Annotated in this window: 24 protein-coding genes; 17 read left to right on the top strand and 7 right to left on the bottom strand. The window is 72.7% G+C overall.

Annotated elements, in window-relative coordinates; genetic code table 11:
• Positions 1-115 precede the first annotated feature (115 nt).
• The 4 genes from D581_RS0130310 to D581_RS01000000137945 form a co-directional block, all read right to left on the bottom strand.
• Positions 116-1,093: a Yip1 family protein gene (locus tag D581_RS0130310; protein WP_018960882.1), complete on the bottom strand. Its 978-nt coding sequence runs from the start codon at positions 1,091-1,093 to the stop codon at positions 116-118.
• A 139-nt stretch (positions 1,094-1,232) separates the two neighbouring features.
• Positions 1,233-2,381 (bottom strand): FG-GAP repeat domain-containing protein, encoded by a 1,149-nt coding sequence (locus tag D581_RS0130315; RefSeq protein WP_018960883.1) that lies wholly within the window; start codon positions 2,379-2,381, stop codon positions 1,233-1,235.
• Positions 2,382-2,716: 335 nt separating this feature from the next.
• On the bottom strand, positions 2,717-4,999 hold the full coding sequence (locus tag D581_RS0130320; protein WP_018960884.1) for a (Fe-S)-binding protein: 2,283 nt from the start codon (positions 4,997-4,999) through the stop codon (positions 2,717-2,719).
• Between the two features lie 95 nt (positions 5,000-5,094).
• Positions 5,095-5,709 carry a sugar transferase gene (locus D581_RS01000000137945; RefSeq protein WP_018960885.1) on the bottom strand — a complete coding sequence of 205 codons (615 nt, stop codon included), beginning with the start codon at positions 5,707-5,709 and terminating at the stop codon, positions 5,095-5,097.
• Positions 5,710-5,820: 111 nt separating this feature from the next.
• Between D581_RS01000000137945 and D581_RS1000000141750 the strand changes: the two genes are divergently transcribed.
• The 7 genes from D581_RS1000000141750 to D581_RS0130355 all read left to right on the top strand — a co-directional run bounded on the left by D581_RS1000000141750 (position 5,821) and on the right by D581_RS0130355 (position 11,432).
• Positions 5,821-6,054 (top strand): hypothetical protein, encoded by a 234-nt coding sequence (locus tag D581_RS1000000141750; protein WP_199787853.1) that lies wholly within the window; start codon positions 5,821-5,823, stop codon positions 6,052-6,054.
• A gap of 276 nt (positions 6,055-6,330) precedes the next feature.
• Positions 6,331-8,184, top strand: a complete 1,854-nt coding sequence (gene dnaK / locus D581_RS0130330) for a molecular chaperone DnaK (protein WP_018960887.1) — start codon at positions 6,331-6,333, stop codon at positions 8,182-8,184.
• Positions 8,181-8,831: a nucleotide exchange factor GrpE gene (grpE, locus tag D581_RS0130335; protein ID WP_018960888.1), complete on the top strand. Its 651-nt coding sequence runs from the start codon at positions 8,181-8,183 to the stop codon at positions 8,829-8,831. The genes dnaK and grpE overlap by 4 nt, the downstream gene beginning before the upstream one ends.
• A 96-nt stretch (positions 8,832-8,927) precedes the next feature.
• Positions 8,928-10,121 (top strand): molecular chaperone DnaJ, encoded by a 1,194-nt coding sequence (gene dnaJ, locus D581_RS0130340; RefSeq protein ID WP_018960889.1) that lies wholly within the window; start codon positions 8,928-8,930, stop codon positions 10,119-10,121.
• A 1-nt stretch (position 10,122) separates the two neighbouring features.
• A complete protein-coding gene (locus D581_RS0130345) occupies positions 10,123-10,575 on the top strand; it encodes a heat shock protein transcriptional repressor HspR (protein ID WP_018960890.1) in 453 nt (150 codons plus the stop codon).
• Between the two features lie 324 nt (positions 10,576-10,899).
• A complete protein-coding gene (locus tag D581_RS0130350; protein ID WP_018960891.1) occupies positions 10,900-11,190 on the top strand; it encodes a hypothetical protein in 291 nt (96 codons plus the stop codon).
• The gene (locus D581_RS0130355; protein ID WP_020679256.1) at positions 11,169-11,432 is read left to right on the top strand and encodes a hypothetical protein; all 264 of its coding nucleotides are present in this window, start codon (positions 11,169-11,171) and stop codon (positions 11,430-11,432) included. The genes D581_RS0130350 and D581_RS0130355 overlap by 22 nt, the downstream gene beginning before the upstream one ends.
• Positions 11,433-11,478: 46 nt before the next feature.
• Here the strand turns inward: D581_RS0130355 and D581_RS0130360 are convergent, their stop codons facing one another.
• Complete coding sequence (locus D581_RS0130360; protein WP_018960893.1) at positions 11,479-12,471, bottom strand: hypothetical protein; 993 nt, start codon at positions 12,469-12,471, stop codon at positions 11,479-11,481.
• 296 nt (positions 12,472-12,767) lie between these two features.
• Between D581_RS0130360 and D581_RS0130365 the strand changes: the two genes are divergently transcribed.
• Positions 12,768-13,004, top strand: a complete 237-nt coding sequence (locus D581_RS0130365; RefSeq protein WP_051114662.1) for a helix-turn-helix domain-containing protein — start codon at positions 12,768-12,770, stop codon at positions 13,002-13,004.
• 272 nt (positions 13,005-13,276) lie between these two features.
• Here D581_RS0130365 and D581_RS0130370 read toward each other — a convergent pair whose 3' ends face one another.
• Both D581_RS0130370 and D581_RS0130375 read right to left on the bottom strand, forming a co-directional pair.
• Positions 13,277-13,813, bottom strand: coding sequence for a hypothetical protein (locus tag D581_RS0130370; protein ID WP_018960895.1), 537 nt, complete (start codon positions 13,811-13,813; stop codon positions 13,277-13,279).
• 134 nt (positions 13,814-13,947) lie between these two features.
• Positions 13,948-15,717, bottom strand: coding sequence for an ABC transporter ATP-binding protein (locus tag D581_RS0130375; protein WP_018960896.1), 1,770 nt, complete (start codon positions 15,715-15,717; stop codon positions 13,948-13,950).
• Positions 15,718-15,890: 173 nt separating this feature from the next.
• Here D581_RS0130375 and lxmA point away from each other — a divergent pair, with 173 nt between their 5' ends.
• The 9 genes from lxmA to lxmJ all read left to right on the top strand — a co-directional run bounded on the left by lxmA (position 15,891) and on the right by lxmJ (position 25,398).
• The gene (lxmA, locus tag D581_RS0130380; RefSeq protein ID WP_018960897.1) at positions 15,891-16,106 is read left to right on the top strand and encodes a lexapeptide family class V lantibiotic; all 216 of its coding nucleotides are present in this window, start codon (positions 15,891-15,893) and stop codon (positions 16,104-16,106) included.
• Between the two features lie 86 nt (positions 16,107-16,192).
• Positions 16,193-16,909 (top strand): flavoprotein, encoded by a 717-nt coding sequence (locus D581_RS0130385; RefSeq protein WP_018960898.1) that lies wholly within the window; start codon positions 16,193-16,195, stop codon positions 16,907-16,909.
• Complete coding sequence (locus D581_RS0130390; protein WP_018960899.1) at positions 16,906-18,042, top strand: hypothetical protein; 1,137 nt, start codon at positions 16,906-16,908, stop codon at positions 18,040-18,042. Before D581_RS0130385 ends, D581_RS0130390 begins: the two co-directional genes overlap by 4 nt.
• Positions 18,039-19,289: a phosphotransferase gene (locus D581_RS0130395; RefSeq protein ID WP_018960900.1), complete on the top strand. Its 1,251-nt coding sequence runs from the start codon at positions 18,039-18,041 to the stop codon at positions 19,287-19,289. Before D581_RS0130390 ends, D581_RS0130395 begins: the two co-directional genes overlap by 4 nt.
• A complete protein-coding gene (locus tag D581_RS01000000137955; RefSeq protein ID WP_018960901.1) occupies positions 19,286-20,401 on the top strand; it encodes a T3SS effector HopA1 family protein in 1,116 nt (371 codons plus the stop codon). Before D581_RS0130395 ends, D581_RS01000000137955 begins: the two co-directional genes overlap by 4 nt.
• A 5-nt stretch (positions 20,402-20,406) precedes the next feature.
• A complete protein-coding gene (locus D581_RS0130405) occupies positions 20,407-21,264 on the top strand; it encodes a class I SAM-dependent methyltransferase (protein ID WP_018960902.1) in 858 nt (285 codons plus the stop codon).
• Complete coding sequence (locus D581_RS0130410) at positions 21,261-22,586, top strand: insulinase family protein (RefSeq protein WP_018960903.1); 1,326 nt, start codon at positions 21,261-21,263, stop codon at positions 22,584-22,586. The genes D581_RS0130405 and D581_RS0130410 overlap by 4 nt, the downstream gene beginning before the upstream one ends.
• The gene (locus D581_RS0130415) at positions 22,583-24,376 is read left to right on the top strand and encodes a M16 family metallopeptidase (RefSeq protein WP_018960904.1); all 1,794 of its coding nucleotides are present in this window, start codon (positions 22,583-22,585) and stop codon (positions 24,374-24,376) included. The genes D581_RS0130410 and D581_RS0130415 overlap by 4 nt, the downstream gene beginning before the upstream one ends.
• A complete protein-coding gene (gene lxmJ / locus D581_RS0130420) occupies positions 24,373-25,398 on the top strand; it encodes a F420-dependent peptide dehydroalanine reductase LxmJ (protein ID WP_018960905.1) in 1,026 nt (341 codons plus the stop codon). The genes D581_RS0130415 and lxmJ overlap by 4 nt, the downstream gene beginning before the upstream one ends.
• Positions 25,399-25,413: the final 15 nt, after the last annotated feature.

A 25,413-nucleotide genomic window follows, 5' to 3' on the forward strand; every position in this document is an offset into this window, starting at 1 on the left:
GTGGGTAGGTGGGCCGGTGGTCATACAGGCCTGTGTATCCGTTTACGGAGAAGGCCCCCGAGTGCGTGTGCGTCCTGCGCCGCTCCGGGGGCCTTCTCGTGCGTGACGAGGCCTACTAGATCGTGCCCAGCTTGATGATCGACAGCAGCGCGATCAGCTGGATCGCCGATGCCCCCAGCGCCTTCGGCCACGGCAGGTCGTGCGACTTGCTGACCATCGACGTGAACAGCGCCCCGGCCGCCAGCCAGGTCAGCCAGCCCACGATCTGGACCAGGGAGTTCTCGCCGCCCAGGAAGAGGGCGAAGATGAGGCGCGGGGCGTCGGTCATCGACATGATCAGCATCGACAGGCCCACCGTCGGCTGCCACGAGCCCGTGCCGCCGAGCTGGCGGGCCAGGGTGTGGGTCACCGCGCCGAGGACCAGGCCGCCGATGACGAAGCCGACGCCGGTGAACAGGACGTACGGGATGGCCGTCGAGATCGTCGCGTTGATCGCTTCTTCGCGCGCCTGGTCGAAGCCGAACAGCGCCAGCAGGCCGTAGACGAACGTGACGACCAGCGCCGGGCCCCAGACCGGGTAGTCCCGCATCTGCCAGAACGTCGGCCCCGGGCGCGCCACGATGCCGGTCAGCAGTTCCTTCCAGCGCAGGCGCGGGCCCGGCGGCGGGACGGGGGCGGAGCCGGCCTGGTAGGTGTTGCCGCCGTTGTACGGGTCCTCGTCGACGCGGAACGCCTGCGTGTGACCCGGGTTGTTGGCGTACGGGTCATGGGGCGCGGGGTCCGCGTACGGGTCGCCGAAGTACTCCGGCTCGCCGTGTCCGCCGTGGCCGTGGGGGCCCCGGCCGTGTCCGGCCTGTCCGCCGTGTCCGCCCGGCCCGGGGCCCGCGTAGCCGCCGGCCGCGTTGTACGGGGCGCCTTGCGGCGGGCCGTACGGCGGTGGCGCTCCGCCGTTGCCGGGGGCTCCTGCCGTCGGCCACGGCTGAGCACCGTACGGCGGCTGTGGTGCCTGCCCTCCGTACGGCTGCTGCCGCTGCTGCTGCGGTTGTTGCGGGGTGCGGTTGTCCCGGCCGCGTCCGATCCTGAATCCAGCCACCCGTCGAACGTACCTGGTCCCCGGGGGCGGGGGGTGGGGGCCGGGGGAACACGTCCGCCTTTGCGGCCGAGCTGTGACATCCCCTAGGGGCCCCTGGGGGCCGTACCCCGGGCCCGGGGAGGGGGAGCTCAGGGGGAGTTCAGGGGAGGAACAGCGCCGTGGAGAAGGTGAGGACCGGCCTGTCCGTGTTACCCGCCGGGTAGAGGGCGATCAGGTCCTGGTGCTCGCCCCGGTACGTCCGCACCACCGTGTCCTGCTTCTTGTCGGCGTTGTAGTCGCCGTGGTCCAGGAGGGTGGTGCGGGTGGTGCCCGTCGCGTTCAGCGGCGCGCCGGGGAGTTCCTCCGCCCGGAACGCGTAGGCGCCGCCCGGCCGGGCCGGGCCCTTCGCGGAGCCGAGCAGCAGGGTGCCCCTGGCCGCCTGGCCGGGGGCGTGCGGGCGGGCGGCGGCGACGAGGTCGTCGTAGCCGTCCCCGTCGGTGTCGGGCCTGGGCTCGGGGGCGTAGAGGTACGGGCCGCCGTCGGGGAGCAGTTCCGCGCTGCGCGGGGCCCCGGTGCGGGTGAAGGGGCCGTGCAGGAAGGTGACCTGGCCGGCGCCGGCGGTGACCGCGAGGTCGGCCTTGCCGTCGCCGTCGAAGTCGCCGCAGACCGGCTGCTCGGGCCACTGGTCGCCGGACCGAGCCTGCTGCGGGATGCGTACCGTGACCGCCTTGCCCGTCAGGCCCTGCGGGGAGCCGAAGAGGATCTGGAGGGGGACGGGCGGGGCGCCGATGCCGTTGTACGGGGGGTCGGTGGAGACGATCAGGTCGGTGTAGCCGTCCCGGTCCAGGTCGCAGGCCGACTCGGCGTCGAACGCGGCGGGCAGGGTGTCGCCGGACTTCGCCGCGTTCGCCCGGGCGCTCAGCAGTTGCCGGGCGGCCGGGTCCAGGGGGCGGTCGGCGGAGCCGTAGACGACGCCGATGCCCGCGTCGTCGCCGTGGCTGTCCTCGGGGGCCTTCACCAGGTCGTCGATGACCAGGTCGCGGTGGCCGTCGCCGTTGAAGTCGTACGGGACTCGGCTGCCGGTGCCGTGCGGTACGGGGATGCGCGCCGTGCCCGCCCTGGTCCTGGACTGTGCCTTCGGCGGGGTGTCGCCGTTCTTGGCCCCGGTGCCGGCGGACGGGGGTGCGTCGGCGGCCGAAGGGCTCCCGCAGCCGGTGAGGGCGAGCAGCAGACCGGCGCAGCCCGCGGCGAGGGCGGCCGTCGCCCTGGTGGTGACCGCTGGCTTCGGGTGCGTGATGCGTGGGCGCACGGGGCCTCGTTCGTCGCTCGTTCGGTGTTCGTTGTCCGTCGTGTGCTGCTGCCCGCCGCCGCTGTCCGCTGCCGCTGTCCGCTGTCCGCCTTGGGCGTTCGTTGTCCGTCTTCGGTGTTCGCTGTCCGTCTTCGGCCGGCGCGCGGTCCCCGATCCGTTACCGGGCGGCTCCGGGGCACATGATGCTCCGGATACGTCGTCGCGTACATGTCCGAGTTCACAGTTCGCCTGCGGCGGTCGTCACGTCCGGCGGGCGGGGCCGCCGTGCCCCACGAAGAAGCGGCCGGTCCTGCCCCCGAGGCAGGTCCGGCCGCTCATCGCGTCGACGCGTTACGTCACTGTGCAGGTTCGGGCTCCGGCGCGTCCACCTGCTCCGACTCGCCGGCCGGATCGGCCGGGGTCTTCACGGACTCCAGGAGGAGCTGCGAGACGTCCACGACCTGGATGGACTCCTTGGCCTGGCCGTCGTTCTTCTTGCCGTTGACCGAGTCGGTCAGCATGACGAGGCAGAACGGGCAGGCGGTGGAGACGATGTCCGGGTTGAGGGCGAGGGCTTCCTCGACGCGCTCGTTGTTGACGCGCTTGCCGATCCGCTCCTCCATCCACATCCTGGCGCCACCGGCGCCGCAGCAGAAGCCGCGCTCCTTGTGGCGGTGCATCTCCTCGTTCCGCAGCCCCGGGACCTTCGCGATGATCTCGCGCGGCGGGGTGTAGATCTTGTTGTGACGGCCCAGGTAGCACGGGTCGTGGTACGTGATCAGGCCCTCGACGGGGGTCACCGGGATCAGCTTGCCCTCGTCGATGAGGTGCTGGAGCAGCTGCGTGTGGTGGATGACCTCGTACTCGCCGCCGAGCTGCGGGTACTCGTTCGCGATCGTGTTGAAGCAGTGCGGGCAGGTCGCGACGATCTTCTTCGACGACTTGGGCTTCTTCGTCGTCGTGTCACCTTCCTCGCCTTCGGCGGAGTCCTCGCCAAACGCCATGTTCAGCATGGCCACGTTCTCCTGGCCGAGCTGCTGGAACAGCGGCTCGTTGCCCAGGCGGCGGGCGGAGTCACCGGTGCACTTCTCGTCGCCGCCCATGATCGCGAACTTGACGCCCGCGATGTGCAGCAGCTCCGCGAAGGCCTTCGTCGTCTTCTTGGCCCGGTCCTCCAGGGCGCCCGCGCAGCCGACCCAGTACAGGTAGTCGACCTCGGTGAGGTCCTCGACGTCCTTCCCGACGATCGGGACCTCGAAGTCGACCTCCTTGGTCCACTCGACGCGCGCCTTCTTGGCCAGCCCCCAGGGGTTGCCCTTCTTCTCCAGGTTCTTGAGCATCGTGCCCGCCTCGGACGGGAACGCGGACTCGATCATCACCTGGTAGCGGCGCATGTCGACGATGTGGTCGATGTGCTCGATGTCGACCGGGCACTGCTCGACGCAGGCGCCGCAGGTGGTGCAGGACCACAGGACGTCCGGGTCGATGACGCCGTTCTCCTCGGCGGTGCCGATGAGGGGGCGCTCGGCCTCGGCGAGGGCGGCGGCGGGAACGTCCTTGAGCTGCTCCTCGGTGGCCTTCTCGTTGCCCTCCATGTCCTTGCCGCCGCCGGCCAGGAGGTAGGGGGCCTTGGCGTGCGCGTGGTCGCGCAGCGACATGATCAGGAGCTTGGGGGAGAGGGGCTTGCCGGTGTTCCACGCGGGGCACTGGGACTGGCAGCGGCCGCACTCGGTGCAGGTGGAGAAGTCGAGGATGCCCTTCCAGGAGAACTGCTCGACCTGGGAGACGCCGAAGACCGCGTCCTCGGCCGGGTCCTCCCAGTCGATCTCCTTGCCGCCCGACGTCATCGGCTGGAGCGCGCCGAGCGCGACGTCGCCGTCGGCGTTCCGCTTGAACCAGATGTTCGGGAAGCCGAGGAAGCGGTGCCAGGCGACACCCATGTTGGTGTTGAGCGAGACCGTGATCATCCAGATCAGCGAGGTGCCGATCTTGATCATCGCGGTGAAGTAGATGAGCGTCTGGAGCGTGCCGAGGCTCAGCCCCTCGAAGGCGAGGACCAGCGGGTACGACACGAAGTACGCGGCGTCGTAGCTCTCGACGTGGTGGATCGCGCCCTCTAGGCCGCGCAGCACCAGGATCGCGAGGCCGATGATCAGGATGATGTACTCGACGAAGTACGCCTGCCAGGCCTTCGAGCCCGCGAAGCGCGACTTGCGGCCGGCCCGGGAGGGCAGGTTCAGCAGCCGGATCGCCATCAGGGCCACGATGCCGACGACCGTCATCAGGCCGATGAACTCGATGTACATCTCGAACGGCAGCCAGCCGCCGATGATCGGCAGCACCCAGTCCGCCTGGAAGAGCTGTCCGTACGCCTGGAGCAGCGTCGGCGGCAGCGTCAGGAAGCCGATGGCGACGAACCAGTGGGCGAAGCCGACGATTCCCCACCGGTTCATCCGGGTGTGGCCGAGGAACTCCTTGACCAGGGTGATCGTCCGCTGCTTGGGGTCGTCGGTGCGGCTGCCTGCGGGTACCGGCTGTCCGAGACGGACGAAGCGGTAGATCTGCGCGACGGCTCGGGTGATGAGCGCAACGCCGACGACCGTCAGCACCAGCGACACAATGATCGCGGCGAGTTGCATTTCGGGGCTCCTCGGGCCTGCGAGAGCGGGGTCCAGTTACTACTGCCCACTACTACTAAGCAGTAACTTAATTAGTCTGTGCTGACACTATCCACTTATTCCACCGTGCTGTAGCCGGGTCGTCGGTGATCTGCGTCGCTCAGGTGTGCCTTGGTCCGACGGGCCTTCCGGAGCCGCGTCCGCAGGGGTCCGCGTGCGGCTTCGGCGAGGATCGCCAGGTCGAGCACCACTCCATGGTGCTCTGCGTAGTGCTGGTCCAGCAGAGCGGGGTCGTCCCACGGCATGCCGGAGCGGGCGCGCACCTGCGCGAGACCGGTCAGTCCCGGTCGCAGCTCCTGTCGCCACTGCCGGGCGCCGGATCTGGTGGCCCGTGGGTCGCCCGGGGCCAGTGGTGCGGGGCCGACCAGGGAGAGGTCGCCGCGTACGACGTGGGGCAGGCGGGAGAGCAGGTCCAGCCGGAGCCTCCGGGTGCGCAGGGTCCGCAGCTCGAAGACCCGGCCGCCCAGGCCGGTCCGGGGCCGGCGGTCCCAGGCGCCGCCCGGGGCGCGCCGCACGCTCAGGGCGAGGGCCGCCACGGCGACGGCGGGGGCGGTCAGGACCAGCAGGGCGGTGCCGAGGGTCAGGTCCAGGACGCGTTCGGCGGGTGTGCGCGGGAGGAAGCGGTCCGCGAGCCGCCCGGCCCGGTCGGCGAGGCCGGCCAGATGCGCCACGGGGGGCGAGGGGAACTGGCCCCTGGCCGTCCCCGTCACTGGCCGGTGCGGGGACGGGCGCGGGTGTGGGGGCGCGTGGGGCTGGGTGGGGAGGGGGAGCGGCTGTCGCCGTTGCTCGACCTGCTGGTCCTGCTCGGCCTGCCGGGCCTGCTGGTCCTGCTCGGCCTGCCGGGTCTGCTCGACCTGCTGGGCCTGGTTGCCTTGCTGGCTCTTCCGGCTCCGGCTCTGCTGGCTCTTCTCGCTTCTCTGGCTTCTCTGGTTCTTCCGCCGTACGCGCGGCTTCCTCGCGTTCTGCATCGCGCCCGCCCGGGGTTCGAGGTTCGATGGTGTGACGATCCACGGTGAAATCTGCCGGTTGGTGACGTTTGCATCCGTCTCACGGCAATTTGTGACAGAACGATCCCACGGTGAGACGGTGGGGCGGGTGGTGCGCGCGGGGTGTGGCGTGCGCGGGTGCGGTCGTGGGGTGGCTGAGGGGGCGGGCGGAGGGCGGACGTGCCCTGGGTGTGCTCTATGTGAGCACTTAAGTTGAGCGTAAGAGACTCAGGTCTGTTGACTCCGGCGTGGGCGTCATGCATTCTTGAGTCAGATCCACTCAAGTAGTCAGTTGGAGGAATTGAAATGGCACGTGCGGTCGGCATCGACCTGGGCACGACTAACTCCGTCGTCAGCGTTCTCGAAGGCGGCGAGCCCACCGTCATCACCAACGCCGAAGGCGCCAGGACCACGCCGTCCGTCGTCGCCTTCGCCAAGAACGGCGAGGTGCTCGTCGGCGAGGTCGCGAAGCGCCAGGCGGTCACCAACGTCGACAGGACCATCCGCTCCGTCAAGCGCCACATGGGCACTGACTGGAAGATCGACCTGGACGGCAAGAGCTTCAACCCGCAGCAGATGAGCGCCTTCATCCTGCAGAAGCTGAAGCGCGACGCCGAGTCCTACCTGGGCGAGAAGGTGACCGACGCGGTCATCACCGTCCCGGCGTACTTCAACGACTCCGAGCGTCAGGCGACGAAGGAGGCCGGCGAGATCGCGGGCCTGAACGTCCTGCGCATCGTCAACGAGCCGACCGCCGCCGCGCTGGCGTACGGCCTCGACAAGGACGACCAGACGATCCTCGTCTTCGACCTCGGTGGCGGCACCTTCGACGTGTCCCTCCTGGAGATCGGCGACGGCGTCGTCGAGGTGAAGGCCACCAACGGTGACAACCACCTCGGTGGTGACGACTGGGACCAGCGCGTCGTCGACTACCTGGTGAAGCAGTTCGCCAACGGGCACGGCGTGGACCTGTCCAAGGACAAGATGGCTCTCCAGCGTCTCCGCGAGGCCGCGGAGAAGGCGAAGATCGAGCTCTCGTCCTCGACCGAGACCACGATCAACCTGCCCTACATCACGGCCTCCGCCGAGGGCCCGCTGCACCTGGACGAGAAGCTCACGCGCTCGCAGTTCCAGCAGCTGACCTCGGATCTCCTGGACCGCTGCAAGACCCCGTTCCACAACGTCATCAAGGACGCGGGCATCCAGCTCTCCGAGATCGACCACGTCGTTCTCGTCGGTGGCTCCACCCGTATGCCCGCCGTCGCCGAGCTCGTCAAGGAGCTGACCGGCGGCCAGGACGCCAACAAGGGTGTGAACCCGGACGAGGTCGTCGCCATCGGCGCCTCGCTCCAGGCCGGTGTCCTCAAGGGCGAGGTCAAGGACGTCCTGCTCCTCGACGTCACCCCGCTCTCCCTCGGCATCGAGACCAAGGGAGGGATCATGACCAAGCTCATCGAGCGCAACACCACGATCCCGACCAAGCGTTCCGAGATCTTCACGACGGCCGAGGACAACCAGCCGTCCGTGCAGATCCAGGTCTACCAGGGCGAGCGCGAGATCGCGGCGTACAACAAGAAGCTCGGGATGTTCGAGCTGACCGGTCTGCCGCCGGCCCCGCGCGGCGTCCCGCAGATCGAGGTCGCCTTCGACATCGACGCCAACGGCATCATGCACGTCGCCGCCAAGGACCTCGGCACCGGCAAGGAGCAGAAGATGACCGTCACCGGCGGCTCCTCGCTGCCGAAGGACGAGGTCAACCGGATGCGCGAAGAGGCCGAGAAGTACGCGGAGGAGGACCACGCCCGCCGCGAGGCCGCCGAGTCGCGCAACCAGGGCGAGCAGCTCGTCTACCAGACGGAGAAGTTCCTCAAGGACAATGAGGACAAGGTCCCGGCTGACGTGAAGACGGAGGTGGAGACCGCCGTCGGCGAGCTGAAGGAGAAGCTCAAGGGCGAGGACTCCGCCGAGATCCGCACGGCCACCGAGAAGGTCGCGGCCGTCTCCCAGAAGCTGGGCCAGGCGATGTACGCCAACGCGCAGGCCGAGGGCGCGACCCCGGGCGCCGACGCCCCGGGCGACGGTCAGGCCAAGGCCGACGACGATGTCGTCGACGCCGAGATCGTGGACGACGAGAAGGACACCAAGGGCGGTGCGGCGTGACCGAGGAGACCCCGGGCTTCGAGGAGAAGCCCGACGTCCCCTCCGGCGCCACCCCTGATGACGCCGAGCCGAAGGCTGCCGCCTCCTCCGAGGAGGAGGCGGCAGCCCCGGCCGGGGACCTCGACCCGACCGTCGGTCTGACCGCAGAGCTGGACCAGGCACGCACCGCGCTCGGTGAGCGCACCGCGGACCTCCAGCGGCTCCAGGCCGAGTACCAGAACTACCGCCGCCGCGTCGAGCGGGACCGGGTCACGGTCAAGGAGATCGCTGTCGCGAACCTCCTGTCCGAGCTCCTGCCCGTCCTCGACGACGTCGGCCGCGCGCGGGAACACGGCGAGCTCGTCGGCGGCTTCAAGTCGGTGGCCGAATCGCTGGAGACCACCGTCGCGAAGCTGGGCCTTCAGCAGTTCGGCAAGGAGGGCGAGCCCTTCGACCCGACGATCCACGAGGCCCTGATGCACAGCTACGCGCCGGACGTCACCGAGACGACCTGCGTGGCGATCCTGCAGCCGGGGTATCGCATCGGCGAGCGCACCATCCGCCCCGCGCGGGTGGCCGTCGCCGAGCCGCAGCCGGGCGCCACGCCCGCCGCGGCCAAGGAAGAGAAGACAGACGACGAGGAGAGCGGTGGCACCGAGGAGGTCTGACGGCAACGCGTCTGACCACCACGGTGCCCACCGACCGGCCCGGCGGCCGGCCCACGGGCCGGCCGCTCGGCCGATCGTCCGGAAGGAGGGACGTCGATGAGCACGAAGGACTTCGTCGAGAAGGACTACTACAAGGTCCTCGGCGTCCCCAAGGACGCCACCGACGCCGAGGTCAAGAAGGCGTACCGGAAGCTCGCCCGCGAGTTCCACCCGGACGCCAACAAGAGCGACGCCAAGGCGGAGGAGCGGTTCAAGGAGATCTCCGAGGCGAACGACGTCCTCGGTGACCCCAAGAAGCGCAAGGAGTACGACGAGGCGCGCGCCCTCTTCGGCAACGGCGGCTTCCGCCCCGGCCCCGGTGGTGCCGGCGGCAACTTCAACTTCGACCTGGGCGACCTCTTCGGAGGCGGCGCCCCGGGCGGCGGCGGACAGGGCGGCGCGGGCGGCGGCTTCGGCGGCGGGGGCGGTCTCGGCGACGTCTTCGGCGGGCTGTTCAACCGCGGCGGCACGGGCACCCGTGTCCAGCCCAAGCGCGGCCAGGACATCGAGTCCGAGGTGACGCTCAGCTTCACCGAGGCGGTCGACGGGGCCACGGTCCCGCTGCGGATGTCCAGCCAGGCGCCCTGCAAGGCGTGCTCCGGCACCGGCGACAAGAACGGCACCCCCAGGGTCTGCCCGACCTGCGTCGGCACCGGCCAGGTCTCGCGCGGCAGCGGCGGCGGCTTCTCGCTCACCGACCCCTGTGTGGACTGCAAGGGCCGGGGCCTCATCGCCCAGGACCCCTGCGACGTCTGCAAGGGAAGCGGCCGGGCGAAGTCGGCGCACACCATGCAGGTGAGGATCCCGGCGGGCGTCTCCGACGGCCAGCGGATCCGGCTGCGCGGCAAGGGCGGCGCGGGCGAACGCGGCGGTCCGGCCGGTGATCTGTACGTCGTCGTCCACGTCGACGCCCACCCGGTCTTCGGCCGCAAGGGCGACAACCTCACGGTCACCGTGCCCGTCACCTATCCGGAGGCGACGCTCGGCGGCGAGGTGAAGGTCCCCACCCTCGGCGGCCCCCCGGTCACCCTTAAGCTTCCCGCCGGCACCCCCAACGGGCGTACGATGCGCGCCCGGGGCAAGGGCGCGGTGCGCAAGGACGGCACCCGCGGCGACCTGTTGGTCACCGTGGAGGTCGCGGTCCCCAGGGAGCTGGGCCAGGAGGCCAGGGACGCCCTGGAGGCCTACCGGAAGGCGACCGCGGACGAGGACCCGCGGGCGGAACTGTTCCAGGCTGCGAAGGGAGCTTGAGATGGACGGCCGTCGACGCAATCCGTACCAGCTGACCGATGAGACACCGGTGTACGTGATCTCGATCGCGGCCCAGCTCTCGGGCCTGCACCCGCAGACACTGCGCCAGTACGACCGTCTCGGCCTGGTCTCCCCGGACCGTACGGCCGGGCGCGGCCGGCGCTACTCGGCCCGCGACATCGAGCTGCTGCGCACCGTGCAGCAGCTGTCGCAGGACGAGGGCATCAACCTCGCGGGCATCAAGCGGATCATCGAGCTGGAGAACCAGGTCGCGGCCCTCCAGCAGCGCGTCGCCGAGCTCTCGGCGGCGGTCGACGGCGCGGCGGTCGCCCTCCAGCAGCGCGAGGCCCAGGTGCACGCCTCGTACCGCCGGGACCTCGTGCCGTACCAGGACGTGCAGCAGACCAGCGCGCTGGTGGTCTGGCGGCCTAAGCCGAAGCGGCCGACGGACTGAAGCGGCCGACGGACTGACGGACACGGCTGACGGACACGGCTGACGGACGCGGCTGACGGACGCGGCTGACGTGAGTCGGCCGGACCCTGTGAGTCATGGGGCCGGGAGAGCGGATGACGCTCTCCCGGCCCCGTCGTCGTGTGCCCCCGCGCCGTCTGGTCGCCGGGCAGGCTCAGGTGGCCGAAAACCTCCGGAGCGTTCCGGCGGAATACGGTTGGCACCAAGTAGCCCGGCATATGCAGCAAGTTGACAGTGATCACCCCTGTCATGGGCACGTGTCACTGGCAAGCTTATGGGCGTCGGCGAGGGAAGCCGGCAGGACACATGACGTACGGGGAGGAACACATGGGCGTCTGCGCGTTCACCGGGAGGATGGTCGGTACCGGGGGAATGATCCTGGGGCTGGTCGTCGGGGCGGCCGCGATCCCGGCCCACGCCGGTGCGGGGTCGGGGGGTGTGTCCCCGCACGGCGGGTCGGCCACGCTGACCGGTGCGATCTCGCAAGCGGCGGCGGACGGGAGCGCCGCGGTCTCCGGGCTTCTCTGCGGCGTACCGCTGCCGAAGGCGCACGGACCGGGCAGGGGCAAGGCCACGTGCGTCAACGGCTGGCAGTAGACGACCCCGTCGAGGTCGTGGTGGTCCGGGTCGCCGCGCACGCCGCGCCCGCCGGGACCGCGGTGCTCCGGCTCCTCGGGATGCTGCCCGCGCACTGGGAGTGCGCCCAGCGCATCGAGGAGGACCGGATCACGGTCCTGGTCCGGGGCGGCGGGGGGCAGGAGGTGCGGGAACGCTGCGCCGAGGCGTTGAGGGGCCGGACGCTGGAGGGGTGGACGCTGGAGGGACGGCAGGCCCTGTAGAGCGGCCTCCGGACCGACGGTCCCGTACTTTTCCGTGTGCCGGGCCTCAGATCCAGCCTCGCTCGCGGGCCAGCAGGGCCGCGTGCGGGCGGCTGGTCGCGTCCAGGATGCGGAGGACGTCGGCGACGTGACGGCGGTACGTCCGTACCGAGATGTCCAGGTTCCGGGCGCCCGTCTCGTCCTTCGCGACCCGGCACATCTCCTCCATGACACGCTGCTCCATCTCCGAGAGCACGCCTGTCGGCGCGGGGCCGGTGTCGATGAGGGCGGCGAGGTCCGTGGCCTCGGTCCAGATCTTCTCGAACAGGGCCAGGATGTTGGAGACCAGGCCGGCTTGCTGGGTGACCAGTGCGCCGCTCGACGTGTCGGCCGGGTCCACGGGCACCAGGGCCGTCCGGCGGTCGTAGACGAGGATGCGCTCGGACAGGTCGTCCGCGGCCCGGATCGACGCGCCCTGGGCCCTGAGCTCACGGAGGTAGGCGACGGTGGGCGGGTGGTCGAGCGCCTCCCGCAGCACCACGCTGCGGATCCGCACGCCGCGGCGCAGGCACCGGGTGTCGAGCGGGCGCGCGTGCGCGATGTTCTCGGGGGTGAGGGCGGTGTACGGCTCGACGGAGAGGATCTCCTGCCGGGCGAAGAAGGCCAGGTCGTCGATCCGGTCGCGGATGTGCCGCAGGACTTCGAGCCGCTCCACGCCCTGTCCGGCGAGGGGGCGGGCCTGTTGTTCGGCCGTCAGGTCGGCCACCAGATGCCGGGACCTGGTGACCTGGTGGAGCTGTTCGTGCAGCTCGCGCAGCCGTATCTCCGTGAGCCGCTCGATCGCGGTCTCCGGGTCGGTCGCCGTCGCCCCGCCGTGTTCGTCGGTCCGCAGGAGGCACAGCTCGTCGAGCCGGGCGAGGGCCTTCTCCACCTCCTCACGCGGGCGGTGGAGGAGGATGTCGATGTCCTCGGTGCTGGTCCCTGGATTGCGCAGGAAGTACCGATAGACGCGTTCCTCCGTCGCGTCGATACCGAGTATCGACAGACTTCCGTCGTTCACTGCCGCCGCCCCCCGCGTGCCGCACAACAACTGCCGGCGCGCCTGCATGGGTCAGATGCCGGGCGCCCGTCGAACTGATGGCTGGGGCATGGGTCAGATGCCACGCAGCCGTCGAACTGATGAGGGAAAGGGTAATCGAAGGGTAAAGGTGCAGGCAGTCCCGGTCGGTCGGTCGAGGAACGGACGCGGGGCGGACAGCAGACAGCAGATGGAGAACAGCGGACAGCAGACGGACAACAGCGGACAACAGACGGATAACAGTGGATGATCACAACTAGGGGGCTGCTGTGACGACGATGATGGACCGACAGGTACTGGATTTCACCACGCTCACGGAACGCGAGCGCGAGGTGCTCGCGCTGCTGGCCGGCGGAGAGCAGAACCGCTGGCTCGCCCGGAGGCTCGGCATCACGGAACGGACGGTCCGGGCGCACACGTCGAGCATCGTGCGGAAGCTGAATCTGAAGTCCAGGTTCGAGGCCGCGATCGTGTCGAACCTGTACGCGGAGGACATCAGGGGGCTGCGTCCGTGACCTGACCTTCTCCGGTGCCCGGCCTCCGGGCGGAGCACGACGGCCGAAGTCCCCTGCGGGAGGTATCGCTTCCCGCAGGGGACTTCTCGTGTGCCCGGCGTCGGCCGGGAAGCCGTGAACGGGGCCGCCCCGGGGCCCGGCCCGGGCCGGGCCCGGGAAACCGTGAACGGGCCGGGCCCGGGAAACCGTGAACGGCCCGGCCCCGGAAGCGGCCGGTCCGCCGGCCGTGTCCGGGCCCGGCCCCGTAAGCGGCCGGGCCGCCGGCCGTGTCCTCAGCCGGGCAGGGCGGTGCTGACCGCGTCGACCAGCATCATCCACATCGGCTGGCCGCCGGTGCCGAACGCCGCGGACAGCGCGTAGCCGATGGCCGCGTCGAGCGGTTCGATGGTCCCGGCGTCCTCCCGCCACTCGGCGATCACCCGGCGGTCGCCGTCCGACGAGAAGTCCCCGAGGTGCTTCCCGTCCCGGGTCAGCCGGCTGCCGGGGATCGAGTCCGGGACGAGCCGGAAGCGGGTGCCCGCGCAGCTGACGTCGACCCGGTAGGACTGCCTCCGCAGCCTGCCCTTGGCGGGCGTGATCGTCGCCGGCTCGCCGTCCACGGTGATCGTGAGGTGCCGGGGGTCCCGGGTGCCGATGACGATGTGGTCGTCGACCTCGGCCTCGGGCGCGCGGACGATGGTGATCGTGGGAATCCGCTCGCCGCTCACGACGAGCTTCTCCCGCTGTTCGCCGAGAAGTTCGACGGCGATCTCGCCGTAGTGGTCGTCCTCCGTCGCGGCGGGCAGAGGCAGGGGAGTGGTGTCGGTCATCTGGATCCTTGAACCCTTCGGTCGTGCTGAGGGGGGTGTTCGGTGAGGAGGTGTTCGGCGTGCGGATGTTCGTTCCGCCGGAAGCCGCGCACGGAATTTTCGCAGGGCGCGGCAGTGGCCCGAGAGGCTCGTGCTCAGTGCGGTCCGGCCGAGCCGGCGGGGGTCAACTGCGTCGCGGTGAGGTCCTGGTAGAGGGCGCTGCGCTCCAGCAGCTCCTCGTGCCGTCCGTGATCGCTGACCCGGCCGTTCTCGAACAGGACCAGTCGGTCCGCCGAGGTGACCGTCGAGAGCCGGTGGGCGATGAGCAGCACCGTGCAGTCACGCGCCGCCTCCTCCACCGTCCTGCGCAGCGCCGTCTCGCTGAGTCCGTCGAGATGAGCGGTGACCTCGTCCAGGAGAAGGACCTGAGGGCGGCGCAGCAACGCCCGTGCGATAGCCAGCCGTTGACGCTCGCCGCCGGAGAGCGCCAGGCCGCGGGAGCCGACAGCCGTGTCGAGTCCGGCCGGGAGCGAGGAGACGAAGTCGTCGAGCAGGGTCCTGCGGAGCACGTCGGCGACGGCCTCGTCGCTCGCGTCGGGCGCGGAGTAGAGGAGGTTCTCCCGGAGCGTGCCGGCCAGCATCGGCGAGTCCTGCTCGACGTACGCGATGCGGCGGCGGAGTTCGGCCCGGCCGAGGGTGCGGATGTCGGTGCCGTCCAGCAGGATGCGGCCGGTCTCGCTGTCGTAGAACCGCTGGATCAGGGAGAACACCGTCGTCTTGCCGCTGCCGGACGGGCCGACGATCGCGGTGACCTTCCCCGCCGGTGCGACGAAGCTGGTGTCGTCCAGGACGGGGGTGCGCCCCTCGTAGGCGAAGGTCAGGCCGTCGACCGTGACCCGGGGCGGCGGGCCGGACGGCACCGGCGGCGTACCGTCCACGTCGTCCTCCGCCGCCATGGACCGTACCTCCTCGATCCTGGCCAGGGCGCCGAGCCCCTGCTGGAGGGCCGTGGTCCCGCCGACGAGCGAGAGGACCGGGCCGCCCAGGTTGAACAGGTAGAGCAGGAAGCCGATCAGCGCGGCCAGTTCGAGGGTGCCCATGGCGACCAGCGCGCCGCCGAAGCCGATGACGGCGAGGAAGGACGCCTGGACGATCAGCCCGGCGAGCACGGCGATCAGCGCGTGGTAACGGGCACCCTTGAGACCGGCCCGGTAGGCGCGTTCGGCGGCGTCGGTCGCCCGCTCGGTCTCCTTCGCCTCGGCGCCGTTGGCCTTCACGGTCCGGGCCGCTCCTAGCGACCGGTCGAGTGCGGCGCCGATCTCGCCGACGGAGGTCTGCGCCTCGGTGGTCACCCGCTTGATGCGGGGCATGACGACGCCCATCGCGATGCCCACGACCACCAGCACGGCGGAGGTGATGCCGAGCAGCGGCAGGCTGACGATGCCCATCAGCACGATCGTGGCCAGGAGATGGATCGATCCGTCCACGAGCTGGATGAGACCGCCCGTGGCCGCGTGCTGGACGAGCGTGCTGTCGGACGTGACGCGGGTCGTCAGGCCACCCGGTTCGACGCGGTCCAACTCCGCGGTGCGCAGGCGTATGAGGCGCGCTATGAGGCCGCGGCGGACCTGGAGCACGACCCGCTCGGCGGTCCGTTCGCTGAGCCAGGCCTGTACCCAGGTCAGCCCGATGGAGGCGACCAGCAGGCCGAAGAGCAGGAGGAGGTCGTCGCGCAGTCCCTCACCCGTCATGAGCTTCGCCAGGACCGACTGGATGACCAGCGGCTGGGCGAGACCGGCGGCGCTGCCCAGGAGGGTCAGTGCCAGAACGGTGAGGAGGACGCCGCGGTGCGGACGCGCGTACGAGAGCAGCGCCCGCAGCGCGGGCCGCTCTGCCGGAGGCTGTTCTGCGTCAGGTGGGTTCACCCTCGTAGTTCTATCCCCTCCTTCGTGTGCGGGGGAACTGTCGCTTGCGGCAATGCCGCAAGAGTCAATGGCGCGGGCCCGGCGTCGCGGTCCATTGTTCTTCCTGTCCGCAACGGACGCCGGGCATCGCCGAGATGATCGGTCGTCAATTCCCTTTCATGGAGAGAAAACTGATGCAGAACGTCACCGAGCAGGACCTGTTCGACGGTTACACCGCCTACACCTCCGCCGAGGAGCTGGGCCTGCACGACGGCAAGGACGCCGCGCCGGCCTTCAGCCCCACCATCCCGTGGGCGATCCGCGCCACGATCATCAGTGCGCGTTCCTCGCAGCAGTGCGCCGCCGCTCTCGGCTCGCTGGCCGCGAAGACCGTCGAGAACAAGTGCTGACCAGGCTCTCTTCGGAGTGAGCCGCGGGGCCCGGCCGGAGCGCACGCTCCGGCCGGACCCCGGCCCCAACGCGCACAGGAGGCGTCGTGGAGGAACAGCAACGGGACTTCGAGCGCGTTCTCGTCGTGGGGACGGGAGCCCTCGGCGTCGCCTTCCTGCCGTTCTGGATCAACTGGCTCGGGAATTCCTTTCCCGAGGTGGAGAAGAGAGTGGCACTGACCCGTTCCGCGTGCCGGTTCGTCTCGCGGGACGCGGTGGCCGTGCTCTCCGGGAAAGAGGTATTCATCGACGACTGGAACGCGTTCTCCGGCGTCGACGTGCCGCATGTCGATCTCGCGGAATGGGCGGACCTGATTCTGGTCCATCCCGCCACACTGAATTTCGTCGGCCGGTACGCCCTCGGTGTCGCCGACACACCGCTGATGGTCGCGCTGCACACCACCCGGGCGCTGGTGGGCGTCGCGCCGTCGCTCCCGCCCGGTGCGCTCGGCAGCCCGGTCGTCCGGGAACACCTGGCGGTGCTGCGGGAGCGGCCCGGTGTGGTGCTCGCGCCGACGATCCCCGCGCGGAGCGCGCGCACGGGTGAGGTGGCGGACGGTGGCTCCGCCCCGCTGAACGAGCTGTACGACCTCTGCGTCGCGCGCCGGAAGAAGAGCCGGCAGGAGAGCGGGGGCGGCGGCGCTCCGGGTGACGCGCGCGGCGACGGGGCTGGGACCGGGACCGGGCCGGGTCCGGGTCCGGGGCCGGGCTGCCCCGACGCGGCCGGGGACGCCGGGGGCCTGGACCGGGAGCGGGCGGCGTGACCGGGACGGACCCCTTGGCCGAAACGGACCCCCTGGCCGGAGCGGCTGTCCTCGTGGCGGAGCACCGTACGGGCCTCCAGGTCACCCGTGTGTACGAGGGCCAGGACGAGGGCGGCTTCCTGTGGTGGCACGGCCCGGGGCACCGTCACGCCGGTCCGCTGCGCGCACCCCGCGAACTGGCCCCGCTCGTGCCCGGCCGGGAAGCCGGCGCGGGGGCCGCACTGCTGTCCACCGGGCAGCCGCACGGAACCGGGCTGCTCCACCGGGCCGCCGGTTCCGTCTCGGCCGCCGCCTGGCTGCGGGACCCCCGCCCGCAGGCCGGGCGGCTCGTCGCCCACTCCCTCACCGCCGCCGCCCGCGCCCTGCGGGCCCTGCACGGCCTCCCCCTGCCGCAGGGCCTGGAGCCGGCCCCGCCGCCGGGCCTGCGGCGGCTGCGGGAGTGGGCGGGCGGGACGGTTCCGCTCGTCCCCGCCGCGGAACGGCTCCGGCGCCATGCGCTGGAGGTGTGGGGCGGCGCCCGCACGGCGCGGCTGCTCGACTGGGCGGACGACGCCGAACGGCCCACGGGCACCGGGGCGTCGGCCGTGCTGCTCCACGGCTGGGCCTCGACCGGTGCGCTCGTGCCGCCGAGGAGCCGCGGCCGGGTGGCGCTGCTGACCGGCCAGGACCTCGGCACCGGGCGGCGGGAGCTGGACCTGGGCTGGATGCTCGGCGACCTCGTCGAGCTGGCGTGGTCGTCGCCGCTCTACCGCGTCGCGCACGACGGTGCCGGGGCCCCGGAGGAGGAGGGCGCGGGGCTGCCGTCCGCGGCCGTCCTCCAGCAGGTGTTCCTGGGCGTGTACGGCGAGGGCGCGGGGGGCGACGTCAGGGGCGACGGCAGTGGCGACGGCGACAGCGGCGACCGCACCGGCGACGGCAGCGGCGACGGCGACAGCCGCGACCGCACCGGCGGCGGAGGTCCGGTGTACGACCCCGCGACCGTGGGGCGCTGCGCCGTGCTCCGCGTCGTCACGCACATGCGGGACTTCGCCACGTACTGCGAGTGGAGCGACGAATTGCTGGACTACCTCGCCTTCACCGCCGAGTTGATCGATGAGGAGGGCCGCCGGGCGGTCCCCCGAGGAGTGTCATGACGACCACGACGAACGAAGCGCCCGCGCTGATCCGCTACCGGCCGACCGGCCTCGACGCCGCGCCGGAGGTGAACGCGCTGCTGGAACGGCTGGGCCTCGGCCCCTTCGCGCCGGACGGGCTGACCGCCTTCGGCGGCCGCAACGACAACTGGGCCGGGACGACGACCGGCGGTCAGCAGGTCTTCGTCAAGACGGTCGCCCGGTCCCCCGACGGCAGCCGTCCCGAGATCGACCGCGCGCTCGCCTTCGAGGCGTCGGCCGCACGGCTCCCGGCCGGCTCGCCGCTGCGTACGCCCGAACACCTCGGGACCGACCGGGCCGCCGCCGTCAGCGCGTTCCGGCTGCTGCCCGGGGCCCGCTCGGGCTCGGAGGTCGCGCTGGACGGCGACTTCGACGCGGAGCTGTGCCGGGAGGCGGGGCGAGCCGTCGCCACCCTGCACGCCATGGAGCCGGCGGGCGGCCCGGCGAGCACGGGGCAGGCCGAGCCCGTCGGCGTGCCCGGGCCGGCCGACCCGTCCGGCGGCGCGGCAGAGGTGGTGATCGACACGGGTGAGGCGCCCCTGCCGCCGACGCGCTGGCTGCGGGCGTTCCCGTGGAGCGAGGTCCAGGACCGCAGCATGGCGCAGATCGCCGCCTGGAAGCTGGTCCAGGACGACACCGAGGTCGTCGCCGCGCTCCACCGGCTGCGGGAGCGGGAACGTACGGCGCCGCACACCCCGGCCCACTGCGATCTGCGTTTCGACCAGTTCATCGTCCACGGGGGCTCGCTCTACCTCTGCGACTGGGAGGAGTTCAGGTGGGCCGATCCGGCCCGGGACGTCGGAGCGTTCGTCGGCGAGTGGCTCTTCCAGGCCACCTACTCCGTCTTCGCGCCGACCGGCGAGGCCGCCGCCGGGGACACCGTCGCGCTCGGGTTCGACCTCACCCACCAGGAGATCGTCGAACGCGGCACTGCCGGGCTGCGCCGCCACCTTCCCCGTGTCGCGGCCTTCTGGGAGGGGTACACCGGCTGCCGGACCCCGGACCCGGAGCTGGCGGAGAGGGCCGTCGGGTTCGCGGGATGGCACCTGTTCGACCGGCTCATCGCCACCGCGCAGGCGCACGCCGTCCTCAACCCGGTCGCGCGCGCCGCCGCCGGGATCGGACGGACCCTGCTGCTGAATCCGGCCGGGGCCGTCCCCACCCTCCGTCTGACCGCCCCCGCCGCACCCCGCCGCACCGCCGCCACGTCTCGGAGCCCCCGATGATCCCCGACCGTCCGCTGCCCCTCTCCGCCGGGCCGTCCCCGGCCCCGCGTCTCACCGCCGCGCTCGGCCTCGTCTCCGTACGGGCCGACGGTCTCGCGGCGGAGGTCGCCGAGCGGAAGCTGACCGCCGACAGCCCGCGCGACCTGCGCGGCCGGCTCACCAACGCGCTGTACGAGGAGTTCCACGCCGGAAACGGAGCGCACCGCCGGGACGCGGACGCCCCGCCCCGCCGGTCGCTGCGCGACGCCGCGCTGGAGCGCCGCCTCACCGAGGCCGTGCCGCACGCCAGGACCCCGGTCACGGGGCGGCTGGTCGAGGTCACGGACGGCGGCGAACTGGTCGTACGGCTGCCGGAGATCACCGCCCGGCTCGGCGCCGACCGGCTCGTCACCCCCGGCACGCCCGCCCCCGGCGAGCTGGTCGAGGTCGCGCTGGAGGCGGCGCGGCCCGCTCTCTCGCCCGGCTTCTTCTACGTCATGGGGTCGCGGGCCCTGCCGTCGCCCGCGGGCCCGGTCCGCCGCCTCTTCCTGCACGCCCGCGACGCGGACGGGGCCGTCGCGCTGTGGGCCGCCGCGCTGGCCGCGCTGGAGAGGGCGGGGGCGCGCTACCACGCCAAGGTCCTGTCCGACGAGGACGACTACCCGCGCCGCGACAGCGTCGTCGTCTATCTGCACGGCGACCACGCACCGGCGGAACGGGCCGTGGTGGCCGCCGTCCGGGACCTGCCGGGGCTGGGCGCCGACACCTCGCTCTTCACCGCCCGGCTCGCCCCCGGCGTCGCCGCCGCGTGGGACCCGAGGGACCCGCGCCCCGGACACGACGGCATGAGCTTCGGGCAGCACCGCAGCTTCGCGTTGGCCACCGCGCTCGTCGACCACGCCCTGGAAGGGACCGACGGGGCCGACGGGACCGACGGCCTCGCCGGCCACGTCGTACGGGCCTTCCGCGCGGCGGGCATCGACCCCGCGCACCCCGAGAACAACCTGGCCGCGGACCCCGCGCACGCCATGAACAGCCTTGCCGCGGACCCCGAGCGTCCCGAGGGCGACCTCGCCGCGGACACCACGACCAGGACCACGACCACGACCACGACCACGACCGCTGGAGTGTGAGCCCGATGACCACCGCCGGAACCACGGACACGACGACCACCACGGACGCGACGACCACCGCCGACGCGTCGGAAGCGGCCGGCGACGCCGGACCCCTCGCCGGGGCGGGCGGTTTCGGGGCGGCGATCACCACCGCCTACAGCGACGCCCTCGCCGGGGTGTACGACGAGATCTACCCGAGCACGCCCGACCTCGACGACATCGGTACGTACCTGCTGACCCTCACCACGCCCGGCGCGAGCGTCCTCGAACTCGGCGTCGGCACCGGCCGGGTGGCGCTCCCGCTCGCGGAGCGCGGCTTCGACGTCCACGGCGTCGAGTCCTCGGAGGGGATGCTGGCCCGCCTCGCGGAGAAGGACCCCGAAGGCCGGGTCACCCCGGTCCACGGCGACTTCTCCGGTCTCGATCTCGGTCGCACCTTCGACGTCGTCCTCGCCCCCTTCAACGTGCTGTGCTGCGCGATGGCGGTCGACGAGCAGATCGCGCTGACGCACGCGATGGCGCGGCACGTGGCGGCGGACGGGCACGTGGTGATCGAGACGTTCGACCCGAGCGACTACCACGTACAGAAGAAGAACGAGGTCAACACCTACCCGATCGGCGGGCGCGGGGCGCTCATCGAGTCCGTGGGCGTGCTGCCCGCCTCGCAGAACATGATGTTGCAGAGCACGCTCTTCATGGACGGCGACGCCCCCCGGTCCGCCACCACCGTGATGCGCTACCTGTGGCCGGGGGAGCTCGACCTGCTGGGCGCCATCGCAGGTCTGGAGCTCGTCGGCCGGTACGCGGGCTGGCGCGAGCAGCCCTTCGACGGGGGCGACAGCCGGAAGATGTGCGTGTCCGTGTTCCGGCCGCTGGCATGAGTCCGCGCGCCGCGACCGCCACCGGGCCGGACGCCGCCGCGGGGCGGGTGAGCGTGCTCGCCAACGGACTGCGGGTGTGCGCGGAGGCGGTCCCGCAGTACGGGCGCGGCCTCGCCGCCGTCGCCCTGACCGTGGCGGCCGGCGGAGACGACGACCCCGTCGGGCGGCACGGCACCGCGCATCTCGTCGAGCACCTGATGTTCCCCCGCTCCGGCCCGGCCGCCGGCGAAGGGGAGGGCCACGCGGCCCTGGTCGAGGGGGCGGGCGGGGTCTGCAACGCCGAGACCCACCGCGACCACACCGTCTTCCACACCACCGTCCCGGCCGACCTGCTGCCGGCCGTCCTGGCGGCGGAGGCGCGCCGCCTGCTCGGCTTCGCGCCCACCCGGGACGTGATCCGCACCGAGACCGCCGTCATCGCCGAGGAGATCCGCGGGGCGGGGACCGGCGGCCGGTACTGGGAGGCGGCGCTGGACGGGCTCTACCCGGGGAGCAGGGACAGCTTCGGTACGGCCGCCGAGCTCGACGGCATCGGCGCCGACGAGGCCGAACGCTTCCAGCGCACCTATTACACGCCCCGGCGGATGGTCCTGTCGGTCGTCGGGGACATCGACCCCGTACGCGTCACCGCGGCGGCGCACGAACTCTTCGCCCCGCTCGGGGCGTCGGCCCCGCACAGCGCCGGAGCACCCCCCGCGCGGCTCCGGCCGCCCGCTCCGGCCCCCGGCCCGCTCCCGGAGATCCGTACCGCGCCCCTGCCCGCCCCCGCGCCCGGCGTGGCGGTCGGGCACCGGCTCCCCGACCCGGTCGCCGAACGCCCCGCGTACCTCGCCCACGTCGTCCTGGCGCAGGTGCTCGGCCGGTCCCGGCTGCCGGCGGTGGCGCGGTCGGCGCGGGACGGGCACCGCCTCACCTCCGCGACCGTCACCTGCGGCTACCACGGCCAGTGGCTCGCCTCGGCCGCCCCCGACCTGGCCCTCGCGGTGCTCGGCCGGGCGCCCGGCACCGACGTCGACGCGGCGGCCGGCGTCTGGCGGTCCGTCCTGCGGACGCTCGCGGACCGGCCGCCCTCCGAGGCCGAGCACCGGCGGGCGGTGAACTCCCTGCTGGTCGCCGTCCACCGGCAGACCGACTCGCTCCCCACCCGCGCCGTCGCCCTCGGCCGCGCCGCCCTGCTCCTGCCGGGATCCGCCGGGCCCGACGGGCTCCCCGAGGAGCTGCGGGCGACCACCCCCGCCGAGGTGGCGGACGCGGCCCGCGCCCTGCTGGACGGGCCCACCACCGTGACCGAACTCGTCGCCCGGGAAGGCACCGCCGGATGAACCGCACCACCGCAGCCGTCCTGCCCACCGGGCTGCGCGTCCTCGCGACGCACGCCCCCGGCGCCCCGCTCGCGGAGCTGCGCCTCGTCATCCCCTACGCGCGCACCGAACCGGGCCTCGCCGCCGCCCAGGAGCTCCTCGCCGCCTGCCTCGGGACGGGCAGCCGGGACCGTACCCGTCAGGAGATCGCCGACCGGGCCGCCGACCTCGGCGCCGAGTTCAGCACCGTCGTCACCGCCGAGTCCCTGATCCTCTCGGTCAGCGTGCTCGCGCCGGGCCTCCGCGGTGCGCTCGACCTGCTGGCCGAGCTGCTGACGCGCCCGCGGTACGAGGCGGGGGAGGTGGCCCTCGCCCAGCGCCGGGCGGCCGCCGCTCCCCGTGCCCCCGCGAGCCGCGTACGGCTGCGTCGTGCCGCGCTCGCGCACGGTTTCGGGCCGCACCCGCTGTCGTCCCGCTCCGGTGGTACGGCACCGCTTCTGGACGTCGTCTCCCTGCCGCCCGATGCCCTCGGGGCCCTTCACACGCGTGCCGTCGTGCCCGGCGGGTCGTCGCTCGTCGTGCTGGCGGGCGCCGAACCGGACACCGTGCTGCGCCTGGCCGGCGAGCGGCTCGGGCCCTGGACGGGTGGCCCGTCGGGCCTCACCCTCCCGCGCTTCACGCGTCAGGACCCCCGGCCGGGGCGGGTCGTGCTCGACGTCGCCGAAGGCGGCGGCCCCGGGAGCGGTGGCGATGGCGGGAGCGGCGGCGCCTTTACGCCCGGACCCGGTGACCAGGCGCTCGTCCTGGCCGTCGGGCCCGCCGTCCCCACCGCAGACCCGGATCATGCCCCGTTTCACCTCGCCCAGTTGCTGCTGGGCGGCTACGCCTCCGCCCGGCTCGGCCGTCGTATCCGGGACCGGCACGGGCTCGCGTACGCGGTCTCCGCCCGCGTCCGCGAGAACGGGGCCGGCGGCTGGCTGGAGATCGAGTGCGCGGGGGCACCGGGCAGCGCGGACCGGATCGCCGGCGAGATCACCGGGTGCCTCCGGGAGCTCGCCGCCCGGGGCCCGTCCCCGGCGGAGGTGGACCGCGCCCGCGCCTACGCGACCGGCTTCACCCGCTTCGCCCTGGCGACGCGCGCCGAGGAGGCGAGCGCGCTGGCGGGCTTCGCCGCGGCGGGGCTGGAGCCGGACTGGCTCGACGGCTACCGGGACCGCCTCGCCGCCGTCACCCCCGCGCAGGTGGTGGCGGCCGCGCGCCGGCTGGACCCCGGTGGGGCTGTCCTGGCGACGTACGAGCCGGATGCCGTCCCGGCTCCGGCTTCGGCTTCGGCTCCGGCCGGGTCCCCGTACGGCCTGCCTGCGTCCGCTCGGGGCCTGTCCGCTTCCGCCCGGGGCTTGCCCGCCGAGGCCGACGGTCCTGCGACGCCCGGCGGGTTCAGGTCCCCGTACGGCCTGCCTGCGTCCGCTCGGGGCCTGTCCGCCTCCGCCCGGGGCTTGCCCGCCGAGGCTGACGGTCCTGCGACGCCCGGCGGGTTCAGGTCCCCGTACGGCCTGCCTGCGTCCGCTCGGGGCCTGTCCGCCTCCGCCCGGGGCCTGTCCGCCGAGGCCGACGGTCCTGCGACGCCCGGCGGGACCCGCGAGGCGCCCGGTGGGTTCCGCGAGGCGCCCGGTGGGTTCCGCGAGGCGCCCGGTGGGTCCGGTGAGATGCCCAGCGGGTCGCGCGAGACGCCTGATGGGTTCCGGGAGATGCCCGGCGGGTCCCGCGAGATGCCCGGACTCCGACGCGATCAGAAGGGTGACCCCCGGTGAACCCGGCCGTTCTCTACCCGCTCCAGCCCGACCACCCCGAACTGGTCGCCCCCTTCGCGGCGCTCGTCCGGCGCTCGGGGGCCCGACGCCTGTGGATGTGCCAGTCCTTCCAGGCCGAGACCCACCAGACGCTGGCCTATCTGGCGGGCGCGGGCCACACGGTCCCGGTCGGGACGAGCGTGACGTTGCTTCCGCTGCGTCATCCCTACGAGGCGGCGCTCCAGGCCCGGTCGCTGGCGCTGCTCACCGGCGAACCGGTCGTCGCGGGTTTCGGCATCGGCGACCCGGGCTTCGTGGCCGGGCTGACGGGGCGCGCCTACGACAGCCCGCGCACCGCGGTCCGCGACTACCTGAGGTCGGTACGCGCTCTCCTGGACGGCGAGCCGGTCGCGACCAGCGGCCCGTACCACCACCTCCACGGCATGTTGCCGGAGCTTCCGCATGCTCCGCGGGTCGAGGTGGGTGCGGGGGTGCTCCGGCCCGGCATGGCGCGTACCGCCGGTGAGGTGGCGGACGTCGCCGTCACGTGGATGACGCCACCCGCCTATGTGGCGGGCACGCTGCGCCCGGCGCTCCAGGAGGGCGCGGCGGTGGCGGGCAGGCCACGGGCCCCCCGCCTCGCGACCTCCGTCCACGTCGTCGTCGACCGGCCCGGCCGCGACGTCCGGGGCATGGCGCTCGCCGCGACCGCCGGCCATGTGGCGACGCCGCACTACGCGGCGATGCTCCGTGCCGCCGGACTGGACCTGGACCCGCACGACCCGGCGGGCACCGTGGACGCCCTGCTGCGCGACCGGGTGGTGGTGGCGGGGAGTCCCGAGGAGATCGCCGGCGCGCTCGACGCGTACCGGCGCGCCGGCGTGGACGAGGTGCTGCTCAACCCCACCGGGGTCCTGCTCGGCGAGGGCGTGCACGCGGCCGTGGCGGATCTTGAGGAGATCATCGAGTCCTGCCGCAGCTTCCTGCCGGACAGCCAGCAGGAAGCTGCGTCCGCCGGGCCGCCGGAGCGGCCCGGCGGCTGATTGGCTGAAGCCCCG

This window comes from Streptomyces sp. CNB091, from assembly GCF_000377965.1.